Origin of the sequence: Photobacterium sp. SP02 (assembly GCF_038519165.1) — a bacterium.
GTDB classification, from domain to species: domain Bacteria; phylum Pseudomonadota; class Gammaproteobacteria; order Enterobacterales; family Vibrionaceae; genus Photobacterium; species Photobacterium halotolerans.
Genome location: NZ_JASJOJ010000068.1, coordinates 1 through 21,436 on the forward strand (window position 1 = coordinate 1; position 21,436 = coordinate 21,436).

Consider the following 21,436-nt stretch of genomic DNA (forward strand, 5'->3'; position numbering starts at 1 on the left):
TGGAGCAGAGGAGGGCTTCGGGTCGGGTGCGGAAGCCCGCCGCACGGAAGCCCGCCGCGTCAATCCCTCTTCACCGATCACCTTTGAAGACCCGCTCATTGAGCGGGTTTTTTATGCCCGTTGGTTTCGCTGCTGCTACTATTCAGAAGCGTACTGACCTCAGGATAGGGGATGTATCTGTGTTTTGTTCTGTCGTTTGCAGCCGGGCTGGCTGTCACGTTGCCGAAAACCTGTGATTTATTCCGCGGTTTATTCATGATCTCCCGCTCTGGATCAGCGGTCTTGTCTGGCTTTTCATGCTGCCCTTAAGAGTTAGGTTGGGTTCATGTACTGATACTATTATCGGTAGTGGTCTAATATCATTATTATGTTAATGAAATGTTCCTTTTCTTGTGGTGGTTTATTCAGGGGTTTACGAACGATTGAGTTGAATAAACATGCTTAAAATAAGCATGTTTAGCTATTTTGTGCTGTATTTACCGTGATTTATCTAAGATGGTTTATATGGGTTATGTGAATTTTAACCTTGGTTTATAGTGATTATTTATGCTGGTTTTGTGCGGTAGCACAGTTTTATAGTATGAAATGTTGATTTTTAGTGAAATCTTTGCCAGATTGATGGCACTTTATGTGGCCGATATTTTTATCGGTTTATTGGAATGGAATCATTTGCAGACAGGCAGAGTCGCTGCCAGGTTGTTGAGGTCTGAGCATGGCATTATTGGAAGTTAAAAACCTTCGTATTGAATACCCGTCTCGCCACGGTATCCACGCTGCGGTGAAATCGCTGTCGTTCACCATTGAGCGCGGTGAGATCGTCGGTGTTGTCGGGGAATCCGGGGCGGGTAAATCGACGGTAGGTAATGCCGTAATCGATCTGTTGAGTCCTCCTGGCAATATTGCCAGCGGCGATGTCTACCTGGACGGCCAGAAAATCTCGGGTTTAAAACCAGAAGCGATGCGCAAAGTGCGTGGCGCAAAAATCGGTTTTATTTTCCAGGACCCGATGACCTCGCTGAACCCCCTGTATACCGTCGAGCGTCAGTTGACGGAAACCATTATTACCAATTTGAATGTCGGCAAAGAAGAAGCGGTTCGCCGTGCGATTAAGCTGATGGAGCAAGTTGGCATCCCTCAGCCGGAAATCCGCATTAAACAGTATCCGCATCAGTTTTCCGGTGGTATGCGTCAGCGTGTGGTGATTGCGATCGCCTTGGCTGGTGAGCCGGATTTAATCATCGCTGATGAACCGACCACAGCGCTGGATGTGTCGATCCAGGATCAGATTCTGAGTCTGATTCGGGAATTGTGCGTGAAGAAAAACGTTGGCTGTATGCTGGTAACGCACGATATGGGTGTGGTCTCCAATGTCACCGACAGGGTTGCTGTGATGTACCGTGGTGATCTGGTGGAAATCGGTCCGACGGAACAGGTGCTGGGTCACCCGAATCACCCTTATACCAAGAGCCTCATTTCTGCGGTGCCGCGCTCGGATATCAAACTGGCTCGCTTCCCTTTGGTCAGTTATATCGAAGAAGCGGGTGAAACCACGCAGCTGGATGTGAAAAACCACTGGCTGGGTCAGAGTCAGGACGAGCGTCAGTACACAGGCGCTTTATTGCAGGTCGAGAATGTCAATCTGCGCTTTGTGACCAAAGATTCTTTCTTTGCAAGCCGCCGTGAGTATGTGCAGGCCTCGAACAATGTCAGCTTTGAGGTGTTTGAAGGCGAGACCTTTGGTCTGGTCGGTGAATCAGGTTCAGGCAAGTCAACCATTGCCCGTGTGATTGCCGGTTTATATCCGCCCAACTCAGGCAAAGTGGTGTTTGAAGGCATAGATCTGACGGCGCTCAAGAGCGAGAACGAACGCCGTCCTATGCGCCGCCAGATGCAGATGGTGTTCCAGAACCCGTATTCGTCCATGAATCCGCGGATGAAAATTTTCGATATCATTGCTGAGCCGATTCGTTTTCACAAACTGGCCGGCAGTGAATCTCAGGTGCGGCAGATCGTCGCTGACTTGCTCGACCATGTGGGTCTGGGCCGTGCCGCAGGCGTGAAGTATCCCCATGAATTTTCGGGCGGTCAGCGTCAGCGTATTTCTATCGCCCGTGCCCTGGCCACTCGTCCCCGTCTGCTGATTTGTGATGAGCCGACCTCGGCGCTGGATGTGTCAGTTCAGGCGCAAATCCTCAACCTGCTGAAAGATCTGCAGGATGAACTGAACCTGACTATGCTGTTTATCAGCCACGACTTACCGGTTATCCGCCAGATGTGTGATCGCATCGGCGTGATGCAGAAAGGCACCTTGCTGGAAGTGGCGCCGACCGAGCAGTTGTTCACGGCTCCGCAGCACGAATACAGCAAGCAATTGATTTCTTTGATGCCTGAATTCAAAGGAATGAGTCAGGAAGGGCTGAAACTGGCCTGATACCGAACCTGTTTGCCCGCCGGGAACCCATGTTTCCGGCATGGCTCTGTCAGGGAGCCGGGCTGTTGTTGCTTACCTAAACCAATAATAAGCAAACATAACCATCTGGGAGTTCTCTCCCTGCATAAAGGAGCTATGCAAATGAAAACCTTCAAGAGCAAGTTAGCCGTTGCGTTAATGGCTGCTGGTCTGAGCTTCGGCGCGGCGGCTGCCAACCTGAATTTAGCTTACGATGCTGACCCGGTATCTCTGGATCCGCATGAGCAATTGTCCGGTGGTACGCTGCAACTTTCTCACATGACTTATGATCCGCTGATCCGTTTTACTCAGTCGATGGAATTTGAACCCCGTCTGGCAACGTCGTGGGAGCGTGTGGATAACAGCACTATGCGCTTTAAGCTGCGTGAAGGTGTGAAATTCCACTCCGGCAACACCTTCAGCGCCGATGACGTGGTCTGGACCTTCAAGCGTCTGAAATCTTCTGCTGACTTCAAAGGTATTTTCACCCCTATCGTGGATATCAAAAAAGTGGATGCCAACACGGTTGACGTGATCACTGACGGCACCTATCCACTGATTGAAAACGTCATGACCTACGTGTTCCCGATGGACAGCAAGTTCTACTCAGGCCAGACCGCTGACGGCAAAGACAAGTCTGAACTGAAGAAAAACGGTTCAACGTTTGCTTCTACCAATATCTCAGGTACCGGCCCGTTCAAAGTGGTCAGCCGCGAGCAAGGCGTGAAGGTTGAGTTCGAACGTTTTGCTGATTACTGGGACAAAGACAGCGAAGGCAATGTCGATAACATCACGCTGCGCCCAATCAAAGAAGACGCTACCCGTGTTGCAGCCCTGCTGTCGGGTGACGTTGATATGATTGCGCCTGTGTCGCCGAATGATTATCAGCGTATCAAGAGTAACGATAAGCTGGATCTGGTGACTATGCCGGGTACCCGTGTCATTACTTTCCAACTGAACCAGAAAGTGGCCGAGCCACTGCGTGATGCGCGTGTCCGTCAGGCGATTGTCTATGCGGTGAACAATGAAGGTATTGCTGAGAAGATCATGAAAGGCGCAGCGACGCCTGCCGGCCAGCAGAGCCCTGTGGGTTATGCCGGTTACAACGAGTCGCTGACCCCGCGTTATGATCTGAAAAAAGCCCAGCAGCTGATGAAAGATGCCGGTTATGAGAACGGTTTCTCTATCACTATGATTGCGCCGAACAACCGCTACGTGAACGATGAAAAAGTCGCTCAGGCTGTGGCAGCGATGCTGGCGAAAATCAAGGTTAAAGTTGATCTGCAAACTATGCCAAAAGCACAGTACTGGCCGGAGTTTGATAAGTGTGAAGCCGGTATGCTGATGATCGGCTGGCACCCGGATACCGAAGATTCAGCGAACTTTACTGAGTTCCTGACCATGACCCGTAACGCTGACACAGGTAAAGGTCAGTATAACTGTGGTCATTACTCGAACGCTGAAGTGGATAAGCTGGTTGAAGCGGCTAACACAGAAACCGATCTGGAAAAACGCAGCACTATGCTGAAGAAGGTTGAAGAGTTGCTGTACAACGACGCTGCCTTTGTTCCACTGTACTGGCAAGATCCGTCTTGGGCTGCCAAGAAGAATGTGGACATCAAACCTATCGTGAACGGTATGGACTTCCCGTACCTGGGCGATCTGGTTATCAAGTAATACCTGTCGTCATTCAGGCTCCGGCGCTGGCCGGGGCCTGATTATCGATGTCTAAAGAGGCAAGAAATGTTTACGTTTTTGGTCAAGCGCCTGGTGCAGGCACTGGTAGTGATGTTTGTGATCAGTCTGGTGGCGTTTGCTATCCAGGACAATTTAGGCGATCCCCTGCGTGAGCTGGTGGGACAGTCTGTGTCCGAAGCCGAGCGAGATGCGCTGCGGACTGAAATGGGCCTCAACGATCCCTTTATGGTGAAGTACGGCCGCTTTATTTCGAAAGCTGTTCAGGGGGATTTAGGTCACTCTTATTTCTTCAAACGTCCGGTTGTTGACGTGATTCTGGACAAGCTGGTAGCCACACTGGAACTGGTGTTTGCTGCGTCACTGATTATTGTTGTGGTGTCGATCCCCTTAGGCGTTTATTCGGCCATACACCCCAACAGCGCCCTGACGAAAGTGATCATGGGCTTTAGCATAGTGGGTATCTCCATTCCGGTCTTTTTGACCGCCATTATGCTGATGTATGTTTTCTCAATCGAATTAGGCTGGTTACCATCGTTCGGACGGGGCGAAACGGCGAATGTATTCGGCTGGAATTCCGGCTTCTTCACGCTGGATGGTCTGGCGCACCTGGTGCTGCCGAGTATCTCACTGGCGTCTATCATGTTGCCGCTCTTTATCCGCCTGGTGCGCTCGGAAATGCTCGAAGCGCTGAGTACCGAGTACGTGAAATTTGCCCGCGCCAAAGGTCTGGCACAGAACAAGGTGTATTATCAGCACGCGCTGAAAAATACCATGCTGCCGGTGATCACCGTAGGTGGGGTACAAATCGGCACCATGGTGGCTTACACCATTCTGACGGAAACTGTATTCCAGTGGCCGGGGACGGGTTTCCTGTTTCTGGAAGCGGTTAACCGGGTAGATACCCCTTTGATTACGGCTTATGTCATTTTTGTTGGTCTGATTTTCGTAGTGACCAATACCCTGGTTGACCTGTTATACGGACTGATCAACCCGACTGTAAACCTGACCGGCAAAGGAGCGTAATCATGACGACCAAGACTACTGACGCGCCTTCACGCTGGCAGCGTTTTCTGAACTCAGATTTCATTTATTTCTTTAAGAAAGACAAAGTGGCCATTGCCAGCTTTACTGTGTTTATGCTCTTTGTTCTGACGGCACTGTTCGCACCGCTGTTGTCGCCAATGAATCCGTATGATCTGAACAGCATTGATATTATGGATTCAGAGCTGGCACCGTCATGGATGGAGTTTGGCGACGCCCGCTTCCTGCTGGGTACGGACGATCAGGGCCGTGATATTCTGTCGACCATTATCTACGGGCTGCGGATCTCACTGGCCATTGGCCTGTTTGCCGTCGCGCTGCAGCTGTTTATCGGCATCATAGTCGGACTCTGTGCCGGTTACTTCGGTGGCCGTATCGACAGCTTCCTGATGCGCATTGCCGATGTCCAGCTGTCGTTCTCGACTATGATGGTGGCGATTATCGTATCGGCGATTTTCAAAGCCAGCTTTGGCAGTGACTTTTACAGTCAGTACGCCATTGTGATGCTGGTGGTGATTATCGGTATTGCGGAATGGCCGCAGTATGCACGTACGGTGCGGGCATCTGTGCTGGCAGAGAAGAAAAAAGAGTATGTTGAAGCATCCCGGGTGATGGGCCTGAAATCACTGCGCATTATGTTCCGTCATATTTTGCCGAACTGCCTGTCGCCTATCCTGGTGATCTCCACCGTGCAGGTGGCCAATGCCATCATGTCGGAAGCGGCACTGTCCTTCCTGGGGCTGGGAATGCCGGTTGATCAGCCGTCACTGGGCTCACTGATCAGCATCGGCTTTAACTACATCTTCTCGGGTTCCTGGTGGATCACTGCGTTTCCTGGCATTGTGCTGGTGACTCTGGTGCTGGTGATCAACCTGCTGGGTGACTGGCTGCGTGATGTCTTTAACCCTAAGGTCTACAAAGGGTAAAACCGGGCTACCTAGCGCTTACCTTCTCAGCAACCCCTGCCACGGCAGGGGTTGTTGTTTTTCTCGCCATACTTTTGACCTGTCCCCGCAGCAATGCGGCCAAGCAATACGCCAATACAATGCAGCAAAACAATGCAGCAACACAATGCGCTAAAGCAACGTACCCGCCGAACGTGAACTTTTCTGTATTTTTTCAATGGCTTAATTTGTAAGTGAATTGATACAAACTGCTTACACGTGCTTACCAAGCACTCAGTGACTTACTTACTCTCCCGATGAATAATTGATAAACAAAAAGTTAACAAATCAGCAACAATCCGCGTGCCTGCCCAGCAGGGTGATCGGTGCCGGGATGCGGCTGTTTGGCAACGACAATAATAGTTATCCAGGGAGGATAAAACGTGAAAGGTCTGAACAAAACACTGATGGCGGCAACTTTGGCGTCGCTGCTAACGGGACAAGCACACGCCGGCAATGTTGAAGTGCTGCATTACTGGACATCAGGTGGCGAAGCGGCAGCGCTTGCCATTCTACAAAAGATGATGAAGGAGGAAGGTCACAGCTGGACGGACTTTGCGGTGGCCGGCGGCGGCGGTGAAACGGCCATGACAGTGCTGAAGTCGCGTGCCATTTCGGGTAATCCGCCTTCCGCCTCCATGATAGCCGGCCCTGAAATTGCCCAGTGGGGTGATCTGGGTGTGCTGGCAAAACTGGACGAGGTTGCCACCAGTGAGCGCTGGGACGCTTTGCTGCCAAAAGCCGTGGCCGATATCCATAAATATCAGGGCAGTTATGTTGCCGCGCCGGTGAATGTACACAGGATCAACTGGATGTGGATTAACAAGCCGATTCTGGATCAGGTGAACGGCGGCAAAGTGCCACAAAGCTGGGATGAGTTCTTCGCCTTTATGGACAAGGCCAAGCAGGCCGGTTTTGTCGCGTTTGCCCATGGCGGGCAGGACTGGCAGGACGCCACTGTGTTTGAACAGGTTGCTCTGGGAGTCGGTGGTGACGACTGGTATCGCCAGGCCTTTGTGGCGCTGGATAAGCAGGCGCTGAGTTCAGACACCATGACACAGGCTTTTGCGACCTTCAAAAAGCTCAAATCCTACATGGATCCGGGCATGCCGGGACGTGACTGGAACCTGACGACCGCGATGGTCATAGACGGCAAAGCCGCTGTGCAAATCATGGGTGACTGGGCAAAAGGGGAGTTTGCCGCTGCCGGTAAACAGCCAGGCAAGGATTATCTCTGTGCCACAGTGCCGGGAACGCAGAATGCGTTTAACTTCAATGTTGATGCTTTCATGATGTTTGAGCAAAAGGGCAAAGAGGCACAGGCGGCCCAGCAGGATTTATCGCGCCTGCTGGTGTCGAAGGAATTCCAGGAGGAGTTCAACCTGAAAAAAGGCTCCATTCCGGTACGTCCGGATGTGTCAATGGCCCGCTACGACAGCTGTGCTAAGCAGTCGATGTCCGATTTTCAGGCCAGCGCTAAATCCGGCTCACTGGTACCCAGCTTTGCCCATGCCATGGCCATGGAGCCGGCAGTCAGCGGGGCCGTGTATGACGTCGTGACCAATTATTTCAATGACAACGACATGACGGCGGATGCGGCCACTTTGCGTCTGGTGTCGGCTATCGAGCTGGCGCAGTAATCCACGTCAGCCACACAGGCCGGTACAAACGGGTACCGGCTTTCCTGCCTATTTTGACAAGAGCCTTGTTATGACTATTGGAACCCAAGCTCAGCCACTGTCGGGCGCGCCGCCACGGGAAAGTCTGGCCGACAAACTGCAAGCCGTGTTGCCTAAGATAGTGCTAGCCCCCTCCATGGTGATCACTCTGGTGTTTACCTATGGATTTATTCTCTGGTCGTTGGTGCTGTCGTTCACCAATTCCCGCATGCTGCCTAAATATGATTTCATCGGCCTGAGCAATTACAGCAAATTGTTCAGCATGGATCGCTGGACGGTGGCCTATACCAATCTGTTTATTTTCGGTGTTCTGTTTATTGTGATTGCCATTGCGGTGGGTACGCTGCTGGCCATCTTGCTGGATCAGAAAATACGGGCCGAAGGTGTGCTGCGAACCATTTACCTGTACCCGTTTGCACTTTCCCTGATTGTGACAGGCACCGCCTGGAAATGGATACTCAATCCTCAAATCGGCATAGAGAAACTCCTGCACGACATCGGCTTCACCCGTTTTCAGTTTGACTGGCTGGTGGATAAGGACATGGCGATTTACACCATAGTGATTGCGGCGGTGTGGCAGGCATCAGGTTTCGTGATGGCCATTATGCTGGCCGGGTTGCGGGGGGTAGACAGCGCCATCATTAAAGCCGCGCAGATAGACGGTGCAACCATGCCGACGATTTATCGCCGCATTGTATTGCCTATCATGCGGCCGATCTTCTTCAGCTGCTTCATTATCCTGTCTCATCTGGCGATCAAGAGCTTCGATCTGGTGGTAGTGCTGACCTCCGGCGGGCCTGGCTACGCGAGCGATTTACCCGCCACTTTTATGTATCAGTATGCGTTTGGACGTAACCAGATAGGGATTGGCTCGGCCAGCGCCATGATCACCCTGATGGGTTTTATTGCCATTCTGATCCCCTATCTGTACTCCGAACTGAGGAAGAAGAAGCATGGTTAATGCCAATTGGAGCCAGCAAGCCGGGCGGGCTGTCACGTACCTGATCCTGATACTCTTTGCGCTGTATTTCATCATGCCGCTGGTGGTAATGGTGTTTAATTCACTGAAAGATTTAGCCGAAATACGGACCGGCAATCTGATACTGCCGCCACAGTCTCCGACCACAGAGGCCTGGCAAAAAGCCTGGTCATCCGCCTGTACCGGCTTGAGCTGTGAAGGTGTGTCCGCCTATTTTTGGAATTCTTTCAAAATCACCTTACCGGCCGTGGTGCTGGCGTCAGCCATAGGCGCCATTAATGGCTATGTCCTTGCAAAGTGGCGCTTCAGGGGCAGTGAAGTGTTCTTCGCCTTGATGCTGCTGGGCTGTTTTATTCCGTTTCAGGCGGTGTTACTGCCAATGGCACAGACACTGGGGTATCTCGGGCTGGCGAACTCAGTGCCTGGCCTGATTCTGGTCCATACCATTTACGGTATTCCGTTCACGACCCTGTTTTACCGTAATTATTACGTGGGCCTGCCGACTGAGCTGATCTCTGCTGCTAAGCTGGACGGTGCCGGCTTTTTCCAGACCTTTTACCACATAGTGTTACCGCTCTCAGGCCCGATCATAGTCGTGACGCTAATCTGGGAGTTCACCAATATCTGGAACGACTTTCTGTTTGGGGTGGTGTATTCCGGCCCGGCGTCTCAGCCCATTACCGTCGCTCTCAACAACCTGGTTAACACCAGTCACGGTGTGAAGGAATATAACGTGGATATGGCGGCCGCCATTATTGCCGCTATCCCGACCATTTTTATCTACATCATCTCCGGTAAGTACTTCCTGCGTGGACTGGTTGCCGGTGCAGTCAAAGGATAATGACGATGTCGAGCTTACATATCAAAGACGTAAATAAGCATTATGGCGATTACCACGCGCTGAAAGCGATAGATATCAAGATAGACAGCGGTGAGTTTCTGGTGCTGGTCGGCCCTTCCGGCTGCGGTAAGTCTACGCTGATGAATACCATAGCCGGGCTGGACAGTATCAGTGACGGCGCGATTTTGTTAGGTGACAAAGACGTGACGCATTTGCCGCCCAAAGACAGGGATATCGCCATGGTCTTTCAGTCTTATGCGCTGTACCCCAGTATGACGGTACGCCGCAATATCGCCTTCGGATTGGAAATGCGCAAAGTGCCTCAGGCTCAGATTGCCCTGGAAGTGGACAGAGTGGCGACTATGCTGCAGATCGATCATCTGCTCGATCGCAAGCCGGCTGAGTTGTCGGGCGGCCAGCGCCAGCGGGTTGCCATGGGCAGAGCCTTGGCCCGTGAGCCGCAGATTTATCTGTTTGATGAGCCGCTCAGTAACCTGGATGCCAAACTCAGGGTGGAAATGCGTACTGAAATCAAGAAGCTGCATCAGCGGCTGAAAACCACCATAGTTTACGTCACCCATGATCAGATTGAAGCCATGACGCTGGCCGACCGCATTGCTGTGATGAAAGACGGTGTCTTGCTGCAGCTTGCCAGCCCGGAGCAGATTTACAACAACCCGGTCAATATGTTCGTGGCGGGCTTTATGGGCTCGCCCTCGATGAATTTCATCCGCAGCTACCTGAGAGCGCTCACTGACGGCTTGGCCATAGAACTGCATAACCGGGACGGCGAGCGGGTCAGTATTCCTTTGCCTGAGAGAGGAAAAGATCTGTCTGCCTGGGTGAATCGTGAAGTGATACTGGGGCTTCGTCCTGAGCAGATCCGTCAGGCAACGGCGAATCCGCCGGCCGCGTTTGAAAGACAGATCAGTAATCAGCTGGACGTGGTAGAGCCGACGGGGGCGGATACCCTGGTGGTCACACAGTTTAACGATCAGGAAGTGACCGCTAGATTAGACCCTGAAAGCCATCCTGTGACGGGACGCGATTTCTTATTCGCGGTCGATGTGAGCAAAGCGGTGCTGTTCGATCCGGACAGTGAAGACAGGATTTATTAAGTGCTCAGCGATGCAGGTATAAAAAAGCGGCTGTTTTCAGCCGCTTTTTGTCAGGGGGATCTTGTGAGTGGTCTTAGAAAATCAGGTGAGCCATCAGTGCGATAACCGGCAGGGTGACCAGGGTACGCAGAATGAAGATCACGAACAGCTCCCAGGCTTTCACCGGGATCTTGCTGCCCAGCAGCAGAGCACCGATTTCAGACATATAAATCAGCTGTGTTACAGACAGTGCTGCAATCACAAAGCGAGTCAGATCACTCTGGATTTCGGTTGCCAGAATCGAAGGCAGGAACATATCAGCAAAGCCGACGACTATGGTTTTGGAGGCTTCAGCCGCTTCCGGAATCTGCAGCAGTTCCAGCAGCGGGATAAAGGGTTTACCCAGCCAGTCAAACACAGGCGTGTTCTCGGCAACCAGCAGCGCCAGTGTACCTATGGCCATGACTACAGGCAGGACACCGAACACCATATCGACAGCGGCTTTGACGCCGTCATTGACCACTTTACGTAAGCTGGTGACTTTACTGGCACGCTCAAAGGCTTTTTCCAGACCGAAGCTCAGCACAGTGTGGCCGTCAGGCAGGGCATCCATGTTGGCATCGGCCGGGGTGCCGCAGACAAATTCATCACGCTTGCGGCTCAGAGGCGGCAGACGCGGAACAACAATGGCCGCCACCACACCCGCCAGACACACAGTGGCGTAGAAAGGCAGGAACATGTGTTCCAGGTTAACCTGCGCGATCACCACCAGGCTGAACGTAATGGAAACGGCAGAGAAAGTGGTACCGATAACCGCAGCTTCACGCTTGGTATAGAAGCCTTCTTCGTATTGTTTGCTGGTCAGCAGCACACCAACACTGCCGTCGGCCAGCCAGGATGCCATACAGTCGATGGCGGAGCGGCCCGGCAGATTAAACAGCGGACGCATCACTTTGGTCAGCATTGCTCCGAAGAATTCCAGCAGACCGAAGTTGGTCAGCAGGGGCAGGAAAAAGCCCGCACACAGGAAGACCGCAAACAGCACGGGCAGCAGGTCGTTCAGCACCAAGCCGCCGGTATTTCCGTCAAAGATAGCAGCCGGACCGACTTTAAAGAACGTCAGAATGGCAAAGGTCGCCCCCAGCAATTGAACGATGTACCAAGGCAGGCTTGGCTTAAACAGATTGGCAATAAAAGGTTTACGTTCAATAAAACGGGGTTTGGTGAGGCGAACCAGAGTCGAGCAAAGCGCCGTCAGTGTAATGACGGTGGTGACGATGGCCGTCAGGCTACCTTCAAACAGGTTCTGGATTGCTTTTGCCATTAAGGCAATAGGGATGGTTATCTCTCCACCTACGGTGATTGGTGCCATAAACAGCAGCACACCGATGAATGATGGCAGAATAAACATGAGCCAAGGCGCTTTACGCTTGTTTGCGCCAGTTATCACTTGTTCTGACATGATTGACCTTTAAGTAACTGATACAACGTGTTTTTGTGCTGGGTCGAGTGAAGCTCACCAGCATGAACATGCAGTTATTATTAATATAATCGTGGCGAAGGTTACATTTTTTATCACTGCAATGGAATACTTCTCTGAAAGAATCATCTAATTATGCATTGTAAATTAGACGTTATGATAAGTTACTCACGTTTAACAACGATATATCTTGCATTACAATTTTGCGCTGGTATTACACATCCGCGAGATTTGTGCAGCACTTCACTGTTATTGATATTGTCATTGTTAAGCGTAAAACCGCTTATATAATGGGCGCTTCTTGATGACTTTTTTGACAAATTCACGGCAAAAAAATACTAATACTTATGAATATTAAATTGCAGGGACTCACACTGGCAGTGGCTACGGCTTTGTCAGTCAGCACATTTTCCGCTCAGGCCGCGGTAAATGGTGCAGATGCGCGCAGCGTGGCCATGGGTGGCACCGGTGTCGCGTCCGCCAGTTATCTGACAGCCAGCTTTTATAACCCGGCGCTGGTGGCCCATTATAATAAGACCGATGATTTTGGCGTGTTACTGCCAGCGGTTGGGATCAGTATTCATGATCCGGACGAGCTGAATCAGAAAGTGGAAGATTTCCAGGATGTGAATGACGAGCTGGAAATGGCGATAGATAATAGCGGCGGCAGCCCGGTTTCTGATGCCCTGATCAATGAATGGAAAGCGGCACTGCTGGCCATGGACGAAGGCAAACTCAAGGCAGATATCAGTATCGGAGCGGCCGTTGCTGTGCCGAACCGTTATCTGAGCATGAGTTTGTTCACTCAGGCGCAGATTGTCAGCCTGGCTCAGGCCAATATTGATCCTGATGATTTGGCCGGCGTGGATGGCTCGAATCCGCCGGATCTCGATAATCTCCAGTCTGATGTGCTGGGTATTGCCGGCGGCATCGTCGATGTCGGTTTAACCATGGGTAAATCTTTCGAATTACCTACTGTCTCTTTGCCGGAGCAGAAGGTGTCTGTGGGTATCTCACCTAAGATTCAGCAGCTGATTGCCGTGAGCTTCCAAAACACCGTCAGCCAGTTTGATAACAGTGACTTCGAATTTGAAAACGAATATCAGGATGATACTGCCTTCAACCTGGATATCGGTCTGGCGTATCAGCCGATCCCGACAGTAACCCTAGGTTTCAGCGGCCGTAACCTGTTTAAGCAGGAGCTGGAAACCAACACACCGGAATCCCCCGCAGGTCAGCCAGGCAAATTTACCAGCAAGACTTTGTTGGTTGAGCCTAAATACACCCTGGGCGCTGCATACAGCAACAGCTGGTTTACCGCTGCTGCTGATGTGGATCTGACGGAGCAGAAATATTTCAAAGAGTTTGATCTGGCGACGCAATATGCACGGCTGGGTATGGAATTGAATGGCTGGGACTGGGTGCAGCTGCGCGCCGGTTACAGCCTGAGCCTGACTGACTCTGCGGAAGATACCATGAGTGCCGGTATCGGCCTGAGTCCGTTCGGCGTGGTTGCGGTTGATCTGGCATTGCAATACGGCCAGGACAACAACTATGGTGCGGCCCTGCAGTTCGGTTTTACTATGTGATCGTCTGTAAAAGCAGAGTACACAGCCCGTCATGAATTTGGCGGGTTGTGTATATGATAAGTGTATTTATTACATGTAATCATGGCGGCAGATCAAATAACAGAAATAATCTGAATGAAGCTTTCATAATCCTTTGAATTAAAATATAAAAATAATTTCTTCTTTTTTGATATTGATTAGAATTCCCCAGAATATTAGCTAACCTCATAAGCAATGAAGTTTATCTTCATTTAACTGATAAATAACAAATGAAATAAAGAGTCGATCTTTATTTTTATCGCTCCCGGCATTTTTAATCATGCTTTTCATTCGATTGACTTGTCATTCGGTTGAATAGTGCGGTTATAAGGGAAGGCATATAAAAAATATGAGGAACAACGTCATGGCAACCATAAACAAAGTCGAAATTGTCATCGACTGCGAAGCCATTGAAAATGGTGCGCAAGGTTATCAAGCGGTTCAGATGTTTGCTGATCCCAGCCTGGTCATCGATAATTCGCAGGGTTCTTATGAGCTGAGTATCAAGGTCAATAACGGCGATGTGATTCGCTGGTCTGCGTTTCCGAAAGTGGGTGTCTCAGAAGATGGCAGCCATTATTCAGTCCTGATTGACGCGGAACACGAATGGAACAGTACCTTGATCAAAGGCTGGGCGGCCTATCAGGGCAATACACAAGTCTATGTCTATCAGGAAGACGGTATTCCAATGAATGACAGTGTCAATGTGCCTTTTGTTCGCCAAACGGCCTACATGCCGTATGTTCAGGCGACAGCCACACTGCCGGGTCGTCCGAATCCGGGCACTCAGCAAAAAGCGGCGTATACATTCTGGGTACAAGTCTTTAAAGATGACCAGCTGATTAAAGAAATTAACTGGGACCCATATGTGACTGCCATTCAGCCATAATTTTTTTATAACACCCAATAGCGAGAGTTATTTTCTCTCGCTATTGGATCTTATCTCTTCTTTATTTATTAAAGCATTTCATCTTTAAGCGGTTTTCATCACAATCACCGCAGCGATAACCACAAAAATACCTGTCCAGCCAAGCGGTGAAAGTCGTTGTTTAAACAAGACAGAGCCGCCAATGGCGGTGCCAAGAATACCTATGGCGCCCCATGATGCATAAGCCACCGCTAAATCAATCTCTTTGACGGCCTGAGCCAGCAGCGTAAAAGCACACAAGACCAGCGCGATGGACAAGCCGCCCCAGAATTTGTGCTTGAAGCCGTTTGAACGGGTCAGCGCCATGTTGGCGGCAATGTCGACCAAAGCCGCCAGCACCACAAAGCCGAAGGACAGGGTAAAGAACTGACTCATGATCGACTCCTTGCTGAGGCTGAGTGCGGCATTGAAACCTTCGTTTTGGTGGCGCGGGTGTCTGACTGCGCTTCACCCAGCGTCACCATCACAATGCCTGCCACGGCTAACCCCAGGCCAAGCAGTTCCTGACTGTTCAAATCGGCCTTGAACACCAGCAGTGACACCAGAGTGATCAGGGTAATGCCCAGCCCCTCCCATATCGCATACGCCACACCGATGGCAATTTTCTTCGCCGCCAGCGACAGGAAGTAGTAAGACACAGTGATCAATAGATACATGGCCGCATAGCCCCAGAGTGCGCCTTGCTGGCTGAGCAGATTCATGGTGCTGGTACCGGCAACTTCAGAGGCGATAGCCAGCAGCAGAAAGATTCGTGCAAGAAACATCATTCACCTTTAAATGAATTTAATTAAATGCATAACATTGAAGGACATGAGGTCCCGCCAGCAGGGAGAAAAACGCTGAAACCGTACTTTTGTTAACTGTGCAGTAAAATGTTATGGAGTAAGGCTAGAGTAGCCCGCGGCACCGGGTCTGGACAGGTAATTGAGATATTCATTTTTGAATATCTCTTGATGGTTCAGAGCGGGTGTTTGAACAGGTTCTTTACAATACGATGTAAATGCTGGTGCATCGGGTGATTTCTGTTGGTCTGTAAAAAACCGCCGGAGATAACAAAGTCACTGAATTCCCGGTTGACGGCAGGCATAGGGTAGGCAACCAGATCCGGAAAAAGCCGGATGGAGCTTTTGCTGGCGTACATGATGGCATCGGTATTGCGCAGCATCTCGGCTGCGACGCGTAAACTGTAGGTTTTGAGCAGTACGTTCGGCTGATAGCCCATGCGCTGATACTCAGACTCCACGGTACACAACGGATTGTACGAAGCGGGGGCCGGCAGAGACACAATCGGCAATTGTGCGACTGCCTCCCAGTCGTTGCTGTCTTTATCCAGCGACAGGCTCGGGTGGTTATGCCGGGCCAGTATCATCCGCTTTTCCGTAAACAGCGGGCGCATATAGATGTCGTTCGACAGCTCGGTTTCCTGATCCAAAATGCAGTAATCATGCATGCCTTCGAGCATTTCACCCTGGCTGTTATTGTTCCAGCTGGAAAAGGAAAACGTCGCACGGGGAAAGGCCTGGTAACAGCCGCTCAGCAGGCGCGCTCCCTGCTCGTCGAGCAGATACGGATCGATGACCAGCGAGAGCTGGCCGTCATACGCCTGGGCACTGAAATCCTCAAACTCGTGCAACACCTTGGCAATGGGCGCCAGGATGTTGTCGAACTCTTCGGCTAAGCGCAGCGCCATCGGAGAGGGCTCCACACCGTGCGGCTTGCGCACGAACAGCGGGTCATTGAACGTGGTCTTCAATCTGGCCACACCACGGCTGGCACTGGGCTGAGAGATCCCGAGCTGCGCCGCCGCGACTTTAATACTCTTATGATCAACCACCGCCTTGAGCAAGCGCATGAGATTGAGATCCAGTGTATCGAGCTGATGGGCCATGCAGACACCTGATTGATAAAGCAGAAAAGAGTTTGATGATTGTAATGGGTTGCGGCGCTCGGGTCACGGTGACAATCCGGCTGGCGTTATTTTGGCACCAGAAAGTGCAGTGAGTGGTTGTGATATTGAGCGCAAAACAAGATAAATAGTTGTATTGCCAGCGGCAACTGTGAATTTGCCGGCTGTTTACGACATAATGCCAAATGCGCATAACCGGTGTACTGCTTAAAATAGGGCCATTTTTGATCCCAACGGTGCTTTCTTCATGTCGTCTGATTACAAACAGCCCAAACGTTTTGTCAAAGCCGCTTATCAGCCACTGGATGAGCGAATTTACAGCTCTAAACCTGAACCGGTTCAAGAGACAGAGCCTGTACCTGAATATGCCTATTCTGTGGCATTTGCTTGCCGGCCGGCGCTGTACCGACAATACGTCAAACCTTATCTGTCGCTGCAATTAAATCAGTCTGAGCAAGAAGGCCCGCTCACGCAATGGTCAGAGAAAGCGCAGGGCCAGCATACTCATGTGTCGTGCGAAGTCAGGAAGGATGAAGAAAAGTCACTGCAGGTAAATTGGCGAACCAACCCTTTGGTGAGTTTTGGCGTGGATGCTGTCCTGCCACACGACAAGTCTGCTGCTGTGATTCAGGAAGCCTTTGTGCCTGTTCGCCCGGCGATTCAGATGGGAGAGCAACTGGGCCTGCCGACCAAGGGTTATCTCTATCATTTTCTGGCAGGCAAACTGATCAGCGAATACCGTTGTATGGGGGAAACCTATCCGCGCTTTCAGGTTACCCAGAGCCGTGCGGAGGCCATGTATCCTGAGCCCGCGATTGATCAACCGCTTGAGTTCATCCTTGCCCTCTGGCAGCGAAACGGCCAGACGGTTCAGGATCAATACCTGCTCTATAGCCAGGAAGCACTGTCTGACGATGCCGTTAACAGTGTCGATACCGCCTTTCTGGATCAACATGGCGTGAAGCTGGACATGCAGCAGATTATCCCGCTGACAGAAAATGGCGGGCAACGTAAAAAGCACACAGTGGTTGAGGGAGAGACCTTATCCGGTATCGCAGAGCGGCACCATATGACGCTGGAATCATTGCTGTCACTCAATCCATTCTGGCGTGATAACAAAACACAGCTGAGCATTGGCAGTCAGGTTTACCTTGAGTCGGTGGGGATTTACACCCATGGTCAGGACGCACGTTACCCGGCTTCTGCAATGATGCTGGGAGACGGCGTTTTCGCCATCAGCAATCAGTCGCAGGGCTGGGTCGACTTTCCTGTGGTGAAAGTGGCTGAAGCGGAAGCAGGTCAGTTTACGGCCCTTTCCCCGGTGCGTTACGCCATTGATGCACGTAACGAAAAAGGACAGGGCTTGCACCCCGTTCAGGATACAGAGGTGTTTTCCGGGGGGATTTTTCAGTCAGCAGAGACACCCTACACTCTGCGTCAGATCCGTGACGGCTGGCTGTATGCGCTGCATCCGCTGCCAGAATCGGAAGCGTGGCAGCTGGAAGAATACATGATTGAGCAGGGAGAGTTTCGCCGGGTAGAAGGCCACACGGCGCAAGCACGCGCAAAGGCGGAGCCTCAGCAACCGAAAAGCCATATTCTCTGCGCTACGGCGAGTCCGTATTACCTGGCCTATTCCGTGAAGCGCTGGACAGATCGTATCTGCGATTTTTATCTCACCGATGCACAGGCCCGCGACAACTGGCTGCGCAAAGTCGATCTGAATGAATCGGGTCAGCATACTCATCGCGCTGATGTCGCCACGGTGAAATGTGCTGTTGCCGATGTGAACGTCGAAGGACTGGATCCTTTTGCCGGAACCTGCGCGCCGCTGACAGGTGAGCCCGGCAAACCGAACGATTTTATTCATGTCCCGCCGAAAAAGACACTGGCCAGTTACACCTATCAGGCACCGTCAGCACACGGACAGCAGATAGTGGCCCTGGACGATCCGCTGGCCGATCTGAGCGATCTCTATCTTGCCCTGCTGGAGCCGGTACTGACCACCACGCCCGATGAGCAAACCCACCGCAAAGTGGTGCTGGCAGAAGCCATTCGCTCCATGGTTCGGGTGTCGATCCCGCAAGATAAAATGCCGGCAATCCAGCCGGAACAGTGGCTTGATTTTGAAAGCGCACTGGATACCTGTCTGGAATATCAGTATCAGATACCCGTACTGCATACGGGACCAGATAATACTTTGTCAGCCAGGCTTGAGCTGCTTAACCAATACGAACAGGCCAGCCTCAAGGCGCAGGCCAAGCTGGAAGCCATGGGCTTTTTCGGGGTTGAAGACTATGTGCAGGAATATACCGAACGTCGAAAAGCCCACTCACAGGTAAACTGGGACGGGCTGGATACCTTTTATAAAGCCTATCTGGCGTCGCAGGCGGGCGCGTATGCGGCGATCCCCGGCGCCTTTGACCAGCTGTTAGCCGCCTTGCCCACACTGGGTACTGAGCCGATGCGTCTCGGGCTGGACATGCTGTACAGCGATCACATGGCTTATCTGATGGAACTCTTCGGGGAGATCCTGCCTGCACTCAACAGCAGCGCCAGCGATGACGCCATGCAGCAGAAGCTGGCCGAGGCGCTGGTGCAGGAGACACCGGATAACCTGATGGCACTGGCCACCTCATTTTTCTCGGCGGAGTTCTATACCAAAGCCGATGAACTGGTGAAAGAAAGCGATGTGCTTGATCTGCAGCGTGAATCGGTGCCTGTTACTGGTGTGGTCGCCGGTCTGAACAGCGTGCTGGGGTTTGGGCTGGGGACAGAATCGGCACTTTACCAAAAAACCTTATCCATGACGGTGCCGCTGGGCGGTTTGATTGACAGTGCCATTGAAGCGGTGAAAAAAACGGCAGGCATGGGATTCCAGAAGGGGTATTTTACCTATTTAGGGATCGCCCTGAAAAAAGGCGGCTTTCGCGGTGGCTTCAATGTCGCGGCGATGACCTGGAGTCTGGAGCAGATCTCTCAGGGCAAAATCGGTCTGAATCCGGCGTTTGAGGAGACCCGTCAGGCCTTCCGTCAGCGCTTTAGCGGTGCGGTCTCAGAGTGGCAATCGCTGGATGAGCAGCTCAGGCGGATGCCTGCTGACTCACCTAACCGGGCTGCGCTGGAACTGAAACAGCAGAAAATGGAAACCCGTGTCGCCCGGATGATCACCGAGGCACCTGGGGTATACGACAGTTTCAACGGCGCAAAATTGCAGGCGTTCAACAGTATTCTGGACAGGGCCAATCAGGGGTTCAGTCGGCTCGGCCGGCTCGATTTTATTGTGGCGTTTCTTAATGCTATTAACGTGGTCGCCCAACAATACGCAGTGGAAGAGACGCTGGCCTCCACACCCAATGCCGACGTGAATACCCAGCGTCATGTGGTGGGTTTCAGCACCGCCTGGCTGATGCATGCCACCAGTGAGATCTTCCGCGGGCTGGCATTTGATAAGGTGAAGCAGCATCCTTCTTTGCTTGAGCAAAGGTTGAATCACATTGTTTCAATAGACAAAGGTGTCGATACAAAAGCGTTAGCGCGAAGTTATCTTCAGCGCTCCATGCTGGCAGGCATGCTGGGTGTTGTCGCGGCGGGGTGGGAAGCCTATCGAACCTGGCAGGATGCTGAGAAAGCTGATTTTATGGTGGAAAAAGGCCTCCTTTATACTAAGAGTGTGATTTTAGGCATACAGGGATTTGTTTGGGGTGTGTTAGCGATTCGGGGGCTGGTATCTTTAGCAAAAGGTATGGCTATTGGAACTGTACTCCAAGGCTGGATGGTGGCGGCTTGGTTCTGGCTGGGGATCGCTTACTTGGCCGTTTCGGTGATCATCAATGCCCTGCAACAATCCCCGCTGGAAAGCTGGCTGCGCAACAGTGTCTGGGGGGAAGAGCCCAAAGGTGACTGGACTGCAGAAACTGAATATCAGGCGCTGCTACAAATTCTCAATCAGCCGCACATTGAGGCGGTGGTTAAAAGAGCCAGGCAACTACCGGGCAAAGTCGCCTCCCCTTATGCGCCTTTGCCTTATACCTTTCAGCAGCAGTTGAAGCTCACTTTTCCGCAGCAACGGCCTGGACAGCGCATCGAGGTCGGCGTCACTGTTTCCGGGTTGCGGGAGCGGGAAGTTTACGAAGGCTACTACAAAACCACCAAAGTTGATGCTTTTACCTGTCAGCTGACCGAACAGGATATCGCCCGGGGCGATTGGGAATTTGATGAACACAAGGTGCCGACGCTGGTGCTGGATATTCCTATCTGGGTAGAGCGTATTGATACCATCATGGTGTTTGCTGTGGTGAACAACCGCAACCCCTTTGCCGAATCACAGCAGACGGCACAGCACTATAAATATCAGTTGCATCCGCAGCTCCAGACACAATCGGATGTGATGAAAGATGGTCAGGTAACCGATATGATTGGCCAACAACTGATTCCAGTAAAAGTAGAGGAATTATGACGACGACATTATCTTTTCCGGAATATTCGGAAGAATATAAACAGCAACAGCATCAACAAGTGCTGGAGGCTGAGGTGGTGCATGAGTGGGAGTGTATATTAAGAACAAATTTTAAGTCATACAGTTCTTTTATTGTGGCTGGCATGGTAAGTGCTACTTGGGGGCTATTTTACTTTTTGAGTCCTGATATTAGCGCATTGTATCTATGGGCAATAAGTATGGTGATTATGATACCGCTCAACTATTTTCTGTTTGATGTCGACTACGACTACAAAGGCCAAATTACCACCAAAGGCATCATTATTCAGAAAACAGAACGGGTGCCGGA

General features: G+C 51.5%; 16 protein-coding genes. 12 read left to right on the plus strand and 4 right to left on the minus strand.

What is annotated here, in order from left to right:
* The first annotated feature begins 712 nt into the window (after positions 1-712).
* The 8 genes from P0Y67_RS19670 to P0Y67_RS19705 all read left to right on the plus strand — a co-directional run bounded on the left by P0Y67_RS19670 (position 713) and on the right by P0Y67_RS19705 (position 10,749).
* Entirely contained in the window at positions 713-2,431 is a 1,719-nt protein-coding gene (locus tag P0Y67_RS19670; protein WP_342393233.1) for an ABC transporter ATP-binding protein, read from the plus strand.
* 141 nt (positions 2,432-2,572) lie between these two features.
* A complete protein-coding gene (locus tag P0Y67_RS19675) occupies positions 2,573-4,126 on the plus strand; it encodes an ABC transporter substrate-binding protein (RefSeq protein WP_342393234.1) in 1,554 nt (517 codons plus the stop codon).
* A gap of 66 nt (positions 4,127-4,192) precedes the next feature.
* Positions 4,193-5,170 (plus strand): ABC transporter permease, encoded by a 978-nt coding sequence (locus P0Y67_RS19680; RefSeq protein WP_342393235.1) that lies wholly within the window; start codon positions 4,193-4,195, stop codon positions 5,168-5,170.
* Between the two features lie 2 nt (positions 5,171-5,172).
* Positions 5,173-6,114, plus strand: a complete 942-nt coding sequence (locus tag P0Y67_RS19685) for an ABC transporter permease (RefSeq protein ID WP_027250470.1) — start codon at positions 5,173-5,175, stop codon at positions 6,112-6,114.
* Between the two features lie 425 nt (positions 6,115-6,539).
* Positions 6,540-7,772 carry an ABC transporter substrate-binding protein gene (locus tag P0Y67_RS19690; protein ID WP_342393246.1) on the plus strand — a complete coding sequence of 411 codons (1,233 nt, stop codon included), beginning with the start codon at positions 6,540-6,542 and terminating at the stop codon, positions 7,770-7,772.
* 70 nt (positions 7,773-7,842) lie between these two features.
* Positions 7,843-8,772: a carbohydrate ABC transporter permease gene (locus tag P0Y67_RS19695; RefSeq protein ID WP_342393236.1), complete on the plus strand. Its 930-nt coding sequence runs from the start codon at positions 7,843-7,845 to the stop codon at positions 8,770-8,772.
* Positions 8,765-9,631, plus strand: coding sequence for a carbohydrate ABC transporter permease (locus P0Y67_RS19700; protein WP_342393237.1), 867 nt, complete (start codon positions 8,765-8,767; stop codon positions 9,629-9,631). The genes P0Y67_RS19695 and P0Y67_RS19700 overlap by 8 nt, the downstream gene beginning before the upstream one ends.
* A 5-nt stretch (positions 9,632-9,636) precedes the next feature.
* Positions 9,637-10,749 (plus strand): ABC transporter ATP-binding protein, encoded by a 1,113-nt coding sequence (locus tag P0Y67_RS19705; RefSeq protein WP_342393238.1) that lies wholly within the window; start codon positions 9,637-9,639, stop codon positions 10,747-10,749.
* Between the two features lie 73 nt (positions 10,750-10,822).
* Here P0Y67_RS19705 and P0Y67_RS19710 read toward each other — a convergent pair whose 3' ends face one another.
* On the minus strand, positions 10,823-12,190 hold the full coding sequence (locus tag P0Y67_RS19710) for a YjiH family protein (RefSeq protein ID WP_342393239.1): 1,368 nt from the start codon (positions 12,188-12,190) through the stop codon (positions 10,823-10,825).
* A 365-nt stretch (positions 12,191-12,555) separates the two neighbouring features.
* Between P0Y67_RS19710 and traF the strand changes: the two genes are divergently transcribed.
* Entirely contained in the window at positions 12,556-13,797 is a 1,242-nt protein-coding gene (gene traF / locus P0Y67_RS19715) for a conjugal transfer protein TraF (RefSeq protein ID WP_342393240.1), read from the plus strand.
* Between the two features lie 382 nt (positions 13,798-14,179).
* Complete coding sequence (locus P0Y67_RS19720) at positions 14,180-14,704, plus strand: AidA/PixA family protein (RefSeq protein WP_342393241.1); 525 nt, start codon at positions 14,180-14,182, stop codon at positions 14,702-14,704.
* Between the two features lie 84 nt (positions 14,705-14,788).
* On the opposite strand, the gene mdtI is transcribed toward P0Y67_RS19720, so the two are convergent.
* The 3 genes from mdtI to P0Y67_RS19735 all read right to left on the minus strand — a co-directional run bounded on the left by mdtI (position 14,789) and on the right by P0Y67_RS19735 (position 16,631).
* Complete coding sequence (mdtI, locus tag P0Y67_RS19725) at positions 14,789-15,118, minus strand: multidrug/spermidine efflux SMR transporter subunit MdtI (protein ID WP_342393242.1); 330 nt, start codon at positions 15,116-15,118, stop codon at positions 14,789-14,791.
* A complete protein-coding gene (locus P0Y67_RS19730) occupies positions 15,115-15,507 on the minus strand; it encodes an SMR family transporter (RefSeq protein WP_342393243.1) in 393 nt (130 codons plus the stop codon). The genes mdtI and P0Y67_RS19730 overlap by 4 nt, the downstream gene beginning before the upstream one ends.
* 194 nt (positions 15,508-15,701) lie before the next feature.
* Entirely contained in the window at positions 15,702-16,631 is a 930-nt protein-coding gene (locus P0Y67_RS19735; protein ID WP_161459581.1) for a LysR family transcriptional regulator, read from the minus strand.
* Positions 16,632-16,896: 265 nt separating this feature from the next.
* On the opposite strand from P0Y67_RS19735, the gene P0Y67_RS19740 reads away from it, so the two are divergent.
* Both P0Y67_RS19740 and P0Y67_RS19745 read left to right on the plus strand, forming a co-directional pair.
* Complete coding sequence (locus P0Y67_RS19740) at positions 16,897-21,108, plus strand: LysM peptidoglycan-binding domain-containing protein (protein WP_342393244.1); 4,212 nt, start codon at positions 16,897-16,899, stop codon at positions 21,106-21,108.
* Positions 21,105-21,436, plus strand: a 332-nt coding sequence (locus P0Y67_RS19745) for a hypothetical protein (RefSeq protein ID WP_342393245.1), incomplete at its 3' end; no start/stop codon positions are given. The genes P0Y67_RS19740 and P0Y67_RS19745, both read left to right, overlap by 4 nt.

Coding starts and splice junctions, on each gene's coding strand:
- traF (WP_342393240.1), top strand. CDS start 12,556: ATGAATATTAAATTGCAGGGACTCACACTGGCAGTGGCTACGGCTTTG.
- P0Y67_RS19695 (WP_342393236.1), top strand. CDS start 7,843: ATGACTATTGGAACCCAAGCTCAGCCACTGTCGGGCGCGCCGCCACGG.
- P0Y67_RS19705 (WP_342393238.1), top strand. CDS start 9,637: ATGTCGAGCTTACATATCAAAGACGTAAATAAGCATTATGGCGATTAC.
- P0Y67_RS19690 (WP_342393246.1), top strand. CDS start 6,540: ATGGCGGCAACTTTGGCGTCGCTGCTAACGGGACAAGCACACGCCGGC.
- P0Y67_RS19675 (WP_342393234.1), top strand. CDS start 2,573: ATGAAAACCTTCAAGAGCAAGTTAGCCGTTGCGTTAATGGCTGCTGGT.
- P0Y67_RS19740 (WP_342393244.1), top strand. CDS start 16,897: ATGTCGTCTGATTACAAACAGCCCAAACGTTTTGTCAAAGCCGCTTAT.
- P0Y67_RS19685 (WP_027250470.1), top strand. CDS start 5,173: ATGACGACCAAGACTACTGACGCGCCTTCACGCTGGCAGCGTTTTCTG.
- P0Y67_RS19710 (WP_342393239.1), bottom strand. CDS start 12,190: ATGTCAGAACAAGTGATAACTGGCGCAAACAAGCGTAAAGCGCCTTGG.
- P0Y67_RS19700 (WP_342393237.1), top strand. CDS start 8,765: ATGGTTAATGCCAATTGGAGCCAGCAAGCCGGGCGGGCTGTCACGTAC.
- mdtI (WP_342393242.1), bottom strand. CDS start 15,118: ATGAGTCAGTTCTTTACCCTGTCCTTCGGCTTTGTGGTGCTGGCGGCT.
- P0Y67_RS19680 (WP_342393235.1), top strand. CDS start 4,193: ATGTTTACGTTTTTGGTCAAGCGCCTGGTGCAGGCACTGGTAGTGATG.
- P0Y67_RS19720 (WP_342393241.1), top strand. CDS start 14,180: ATGGCAACCATAAACAAAGTCGAAATTGTCATCGACTGCGAAGCCATT.
- P0Y67_RS19670 (WP_342393233.1), top strand. CDS start 713: ATGGCATTATTGGAAGTTAAAAACCTTCGTATTGAATACCCGTCTCGC.
- P0Y67_RS19735 (WP_161459581.1), bottom strand. CDS start 16,631: ATGGCCCATCAGCTCGATACACTGGATCTCAATCTCATGCGCTTGCTC.
- P0Y67_RS19730 (WP_342393243.1), bottom strand. CDS start 15,507: ATGTTTCTTGCACGAATCTTTCTGCTGCTGGCTATCGCCTCTGAAGTT.